The sequence below is a fragment of the Methylobacterium sp. genome (genome assembly GCF_028290105.1).
Taxonomy (GTDB): Bacteria; Pseudomonadota; Alphaproteobacteria; order Rhizobiales; family Beijerinckiaceae; genus Methylobacterium.
In genome coordinates, this window is the sequence record NZ_JAQGKL010000288.1 from 1 (window position 1) to 6,501 (window position 6,501).

Consider the following 6,501-nt stretch of genomic DNA (forward strand, 5'->3'; position numbering starts at 1 on the left):
ACGGAGGGCGAACCGCTCATGCTGCGGGGAAGCCGGGAGCTGATCGGGCAGGCCCTGGCCAACCTCGTCGACAACGCGGTCAAGTATGGCGGGCCGGGTGGGGAGATCCGGGTCACGGCCGCGCGGAGCGGGGAGAGCCTGCGTCTCAGCGTCTCCGATTCCGGGCCCGGCATCCCCAGCGAGGCCCGGGGCCGGGTCCTCGACCGATTCGTGCGCCTGGAGGAGGCCCGGTCCCGGCCGGGCTTCGGCCTTGGGCTGAGCCTCGTCAACGCGGTGGTCCGCCTGCACCAGGGCACGCTCGGCCTGGAAGATCGGGCCAGCGACGGGAATGCCCCCGGGCTCGTCGTCGTGCTAACCCTGCCGATGGGCGCGCCGGGGGAATAGGGCATGATGCAGGGCGGCGGCACGCGAACCGGGAGTCTTCGGGCGCGCCTCCGCGCCGCGCCCGTCCTCTCCGACCCCGAGGCTGCGGCGGCACGGCTGAACGACGCGGGCCCCACCCTGGGCGAGGTGGCGCGGGACGAGGGGGTCCACGCCCTGCTCCTGGGCCTCGCCGACCATTCTCCCTTCCTCTGGCATTTGGTGGCGCGTGAGCCGGAACGCCTCGTCCGCCTCCTCGAAACCGAACCCGAGGCGGCTCATGCCGCGATCGTCGCCCGGCAGCGGATGGCAGGGCGGGAGGCCGACCCTGCGAGGGTCGCCACGATCCTGCGGCGCAACCGGGCCGAGCACGCGCTCCTCGTGGCGCTTGCCGATATCGGGGGGCTCTGGCCGCTCCCAACGGTGACGGCGGCGCTCTCGGACTTCGCCGATGCCTCGGTTCTCGCCGCCGCCGACGCGATGCTGCTTCAGGCGGCGGGAGCAGGGCGTTTCCTGCCCCGCGATCCGGACGATCCGCAGGCCGGCTCCGGCCTCATCGTGCTGGCCCTCGGCAAGCACGGGGCGGGGGAGCTCAATTATTCGAGCGATATCGACCTCGTGGTGTTCTTCGATCCCGAGGTCGCGCCGCTCAAAGCCGATCTCCCGGCGACGCCGTTCTTCACCAAGCTGGCGCAGGGCATGGCCAAGCTCCTCGAGGAGCGGACCGCCGACGGCTACGTCCACCGCGTCGATTACCGCCTGCGGCCGGACCCCGGCTCGACGCCGGCGGCCCTCTCGCTGAACGCAGCCTACGTCTACTACGAGAACCTCGGGCAGAACTGGGAGCGGGCGGCCTACATCAAGGCGCGGGCCATCGCGGGCGATATTCCGGCGGGCGAGGCGTTCCTGGCCAACCTGCGCCCCTTCGTCTGGCGCAAGTACTTCGATTTCGCCTCCATCGCCGACGTCCACGCCATGAAGCGCCAGATCCACGCCGTGCGCGGCCACGACACGATCGCGGTGGCGGGCCACGACATCAAGCTCGGGCGCGGCGGAATCCGCGAGATCGAGTTCTTCGTCCAGACCCAGCAACTGGTCTTCGGGGGGCGCCGGCCCGAGCTGCGCGGGCGGCGCACCGTGGCGATGCTCGATGGCCTGACGCGGGATGGCTGGATCGACGGGACCGCCCGCGACGAGCTGACGGCGGCTTACGATTTCCTGCGCACCGTCGAGCACCGCCTGCAGATGCTGCGCGACGAGCAGACCCAGCGCCTGCCCCGCGAGCCCGACGACCTCGAACGCTTTGCGCGCTTTGCGGGATTTGCGACGCGGGAGGCGTTCGAGGCGGCGCTGCTCCACCATGCCCGACGCGTGCAGAACCATTACGCGCTTCTGTTCGAGGCGGAGCCGGACCTCTCGTCGGATGTCGGCGACCTCGTCTTCAGCGGCGCGGAGAACGACCCCGCCACCCTGGCGACCCTGCGGGCCCTCGGCTTCCAGGAGCCCGAGCGCGCGGTCGAGACGGTGCGCGGCTGGCATTTCGGCCGGCGCCCCGCCGTGCGAACGCCCCGCGCCCGCGAAGTGCTGACCGAACTGGTTCCCGCCCTGATGCAGGCGCTCGGCGGCACGGCGCATCCGGACGCGGCGCTCGACACCCTCGACCGGGCCTTCGCGCGGATGCCGGCGGCCCTCGAACTTCTCACCATCCTGCGCTCCAACGAGCGGCTGCGCCTGCTCTTTGCCGACCTCCTCGGCACGGCGCCGCGTCTCGCCGAGACCGTAGCCTTCAGCCCGCACGTGCTCGATACGGTGATCGACCGCGACTTCGCCGACACCGCCACGGATGCCCCCGGGCTGGCCGCGCAGTTTCAGGCCCGCCTCGGGCGGCCGAGCGACCACGAGGATTTCCTCGACCGGAGCCGGGACGCCGCGCGCCAACTGCGCTTTCTCACCGGCGCGCGCCTGCTCTCCGGCATCCTCTCCCCGGTCGAAGCCGGGCGCGCCTTCGCGGGTATCGCCGACGCGGTGATCGCCGCCGCCCTGGCCCAGGTGTCGGAGGCGTTCTTCGCCGAGCACGGCCCGGTGCCGAACGGGCGCTTCGCGATCCTCGGCCTGGGGCGCCTGGGCTCGCGGCAGCTCACGGCGGATTCCGACCTCGACCTCGTGCTGGTCTACGATTTCGACCCGGCCGACCGCATGAGCACCGGCCCGAAACCCCTCGACGCGGCCGTGGCCTACAATCGGCTGGCCCAGCGCGTCGTGGCGGCGCTGACCGTGCCGACCCGGCGCGGGCATCTCTACGAGGTCGACCTGCGCTTGCGCCCCGGCGGCGGGCAGGGTCCGGTGGCGGTGCAGTGGCGGGGGTTTCGCACGTACCACGCGGGCGAGGCCGAGCTCTGGGAGCACATGGCCCTGACCCGGGCGCGGGTGATCGGCGGGGACCCCGGCCTCGGCGACGCGCTCGAGAGCGAGATCCGCGCGATCGTGAGCCGGCCGCGCGAATCCGCCGAAGTCTATCGGGCGGTCCGCTCCATGCGCGAATTGGTGGAGCGCGAGAAGGGGCATCGCGGCCCCCTCGATCTCAAGCTCGCCCCGGGCGGCCTCCTCGATCTCGATTTCCTGGCGCAGGCCCTGGTGCTGGCGCAGGCCCATCGCTGGCCCGACCTCGTCGGGCGGGAGGCGGGTGCGGTGTTCGTCCGCGCCGCCGAGGAGGGGCTCCTCTCCGCGGCCGATGCGGACCGCCTGGGCCAGGCCTATCGCGCGTTCGACGACGTGCTGCATTGGCAGCGGCTGATGGTGGAGGGCGAGCCGTCCGAGGCCTCGCCCGTCGCCCTGTCGCGCCTCGCCGTCGCCATGGGGGCACCGGATGCCGGGCGGCTGGTGGCGCAGCTCGACGAGCAGCGCGGCACGGTTCGGGCGCTGTTCGATCGTGTGTTGAGGCCGTAGCGCACCGGTTCGGCCGACAGGCGACCCCGCAGCCAGCGGGATCAGACCCGCTCCGGCTCCGGTGCCGCCTGGCGGGGCGTCGCCCCGGCGGCGTCGCGCAGGGATGCGACGGTCTCGTGGGCGGCCTCGATGGAGAGGGCCTGCAGGTGCTCCGGGGTCGGGATCGGCATGCGCACCATCACGATGGTCCCGAGGCCCTCCTGCGAGCGGATGCGCAGGGCGCCGCCATGCAGTTCCGCCATGGAGCGCGCGATCGCGAGGCCGAGCCCAGAGCCCTTGTGGCTGCGGGTGAGGTTGGTCTCGACCTGCTGGAACGGTGTCCCGAGGCGGCGCAGGGCCGATTTCGGAATGCCGATGCCGGTATCCTCCACGAAGATGTTGACGTCGTTGCCGGCCGGCCGGGCCTTGACGATGATCCTACCATCGCCCGAGGGCGTGAACTTCACGGCGTTCTGCAGGAGGTTCGTCAGGATCTGGTGCAGGGCGCGCTCGTCCGCCAGCACCGACAGGCCCTCGACCACGTCCACGTGGATGCTGAGCGATTTCGCCCGCGCCGCCTCGCCGACGAGCTTCAGGGAGCCCTCGATGGCGGTGGCCACCGCGATCTCGCGGGGGACGAGCCGCACCTTCTGGGCCTCGATGCGCGACATGTTGAGGATGTCGTCGATGACCGAGAGCAGGTAATCGCCGCTCGACCGGATGTCGCGGCAGTAATCGGTGTAGCGGGGCGAGCCGAGGGTCCCGTAGACCTCGCTCTCCATGAGTTCGGCAAACCCCATGATGGCGTTGAGCGGCGTGCGCAGCTCGTGGCTCATGTTGGCGAGGAACTCGGATTTCGCCTGGTTGGCGCCCTCGGCCTGGGCCTTCTGGTCGAGGTAGCGTTCGGCGAGATCCGCGAGTTGCTGGGTCTGGAGTTCGAGGGTGCGGCGCGAGCGCTTGAGGTCGCGCACGGTCTCGATCAGCTCGCGCTCCGACTGGACGAGCTGTTCCTGGTGGCGCTTCAGGCTGGTGATGTCGGTGCCGACCGAGACGTAGCCGCCGTCCTTGGTGCGCCGTTCGCTGATCTGCAGCCAGCGCCCGTCGGTCAATTCGGCCTCGAAGGTCCGCGCGGTGGCGCCGCTCGGCTCCAGGTCGCGCAATTCGCGCCGCACCGGCGGGAGCACGCCCCGGCCCATGATCTCGGCGTAGCGCTTGCCGGGAATCGCGTCCTCGGGGCTGAGCGCATGGAGGTGACGGAACTTCGAATTGCACAGGACGAGGCGGTTGCCGGTGTCCCACAGGACGAAGGCCTCCGAGATCGCCTCGACGGCATCGCGCAGGCGCATGTCGGCGGTGGCGTTGTGCTCCGCGAGGGTCCGCTGCTCGGTGACGTCGAGGGCGATGCCGACGAGGTGGCGCCCGCCATCCGCCACGTCGGGCACGATCTCGGCGCGCATGCGCATCCAGACCCAGTTGCCCGAGGCGCCGCGCACCCGAAACTCGTGATCCACGGTGGATTGGCTGGCCGCCAGATGCCGGGCGAGGCTGTAGAGGTCGCCGTCGTCGGGATGCACGAGGGCGTTGACGTCGCCGAACGACAGGAACTCGCGCTCGCGGTGATAGCCGAGGAGCGCATACATCGAATCCGACCAGTAGATCCGCCCGCGCGGGATGTCCCAATCCCACAGGCCGCAGCGGCCACGGCCGAGGGCGGTGTCGAGGCGCTGCTTGATCTGCTCGCAGACCCGGTCGACGGCGTAGGTCCGGCGGGTCTGGAGGGCATAGGCGATGCCGGTGCCGATGATCACGAGGGCGGCGGCGCCGAGCAGGATCGCCTGGTTGCGCATCCGCGTCGCCCAGCCGGCGGTGATCTCGGAGAGGGGCTGCAGCACGGCGACCTGGCCGCGTCCGGCCGGAAGGTTGCGCAGGGCCGCGATCACCACCGAGCCGTCGGGGAGGGTGACGGGCATCACACCGGCGCGCTCGGCCAGGATGCTGAGAGCCTGCATGTCCCCCAGATGCTCGGTCAGCGTGCGTCGCGAGCCCGGGAGCGGCGGGTTCGCGGCGACGATGACGTCGTCCGGCGAGACCAGCAGAACCCGGCGGCCCGCGCGCAGCAGGCCGGGCGGCAGGAGCTCACCGAGGTTGCGATGCGCGTCCGCCGCCTTCGCGTCATCCGCGATCTCGACGCCCGAGAAGGCGGCGGCGGCGAGGCGCGTCACGGCCTCCACGTCGGTGATCGCGGAGCGGATCACATCCTCGCGCTGCGCCTGCAGCAGCAGGGTCGCCACGGTGCCGAGGCAGATCAGGAACGTGGCGAAAAGGGCGGGCAGGGCATAGCGCAGCCACGTCTCTGCGCGAACGAACCGGACATGTGCGGCGTGCTGCGGCCGATGGATACCCAGGATGGTATCGGCGCGCGCGGAGAGGGAAGCGGAATCCGCCTCCAGCATGGTTGAACTCCGCAAATCGAATGAAATCGGCGGGAGCGCGCCTGGGAACGTCGCGCTCCGAATCGAATACGATTCAACATTCCCACAGGGTGTTTGTCCACGCGTTTTTTCGCGCGCTGCTTGACTCCAAACCCGAATCGAAGACTCGAAAAATCAGTCGGATTTGCTGGAAAACCTGATTCTCTTCAGGGCTTTGCCGGGCCGGCGAGGGTCCGTTCGAGGATGTCTCCCACGTCCCGCGACAGACCCGGCACCACACGAATTTCCAGGAGTGTTGATTTTGCACGATCGCGCCGTTTCGGCTCGAGATTCCGCCACGATCCGAACGCCGTGAGCAGGCGGGCCGCGACCTGCGGGTTCGTCCGGTCCAGGGCCAGAATCCTCTCCGCCACAAGGGCATAGCCGGCGCCATCGGGGCGGTTGAACTGGGTCGGATTGCCCATGCTGAAGCTGCCGATGAGGGCCCGGACGCGGTTCGGATTGGTCATCGAGAAGGCCGGATGGCGCTGGAGCCGCCGGATGCGCTCGAGCGTTCCGGCCTCCGGGATGCCGGCCTGGATCGCCAGCCACTTGTCGAGCACGAGGGGTTCGAGTCGGTAGGTCTCGGCGAATCGTTCGAGCGCATTCTCGCGAGCCCGCCCCGGGATCTGGGCCAGGACCGACAGGGCCGCGAGCCGGTCGGTCATCGTAGTGGCTTCGTCGATCTGGGCGCTCGCCAGTGCGGTCGCCGCCGCCGGGTCCGCCGCCGCGATCAGGTCGAGGG

The 6,501-nt window shown here is 70.7% G+C and carries 4 protein-coding genes; 2 read left to right on the top strand and 2 right to left on the bottom strand.

Going from position 1 to position 6,501, the window contains the following annotated elements:
* Both JWQ05_RS19485 and JWQ05_RS19490 read left to right on the top strand, forming a co-directional pair.
* On the top strand, positions 1 to 384 hold a 384-nt coding region (locus tag JWQ05_RS19485), incomplete at its 5' end, for a sensor histidine kinase (protein WP_299662195.1).
* Positions 385 to 387: 3 nt separating this feature from the next.
* Positions 388 to 3,306, top strand: coding sequence for a bifunctional [glutamine synthetase] adenylyltransferase/[glutamine synthetase]-adenylyl-L-tyrosine phosphorylase (locus JWQ05_RS19490; RefSeq protein ID WP_299662198.1), 2,919 nt, complete (start codon positions 388 to 390; stop codon positions 3,304 to 3,306).
* Positions 3,307 to 3,347: 41 nt separating this feature from the next.
* Here the strand turns inward: JWQ05_RS19490 and JWQ05_RS19495 are convergent, their stop codons facing one another.
* Positions 3,348 to 5,738, bottom strand: coding sequence for a PAS domain-containing sensor histidine kinase (locus tag JWQ05_RS19495; RefSeq protein ID WP_299662200.1), 2,391 nt, complete (start codon positions 5,736 to 5,738; stop codon positions 3,348 to 3,350).
* Between the two features lie 185 nt (positions 5,739 to 5,923).
* Positions 5,924 to 6,501 (bottom strand): aminopeptidase N C-terminal domain-containing protein (locus tag JWQ05_RS19500; RefSeq protein WP_299662202.1); only part of this gene is annotated, 578 nt, incomplete at its 5' end.

What these genes read in the sequence shown, in the direction of transcription:
- JWQ05_RS19490 (WP_299662198.1), top strand. Translation starts at nt 388, where the DNA reads ATGATGCAGGGCGGCGGCACGCGAACCGGGAGTCTTCGGGCGCGCCTC.
- JWQ05_RS19495 (WP_299662200.1), bottom strand. Translation starts at nt 5,738, where the DNA reads ATGCTGGAGGCGGATTCCGCTTCCCTCTCCGCGCGCGCCGATACCATC.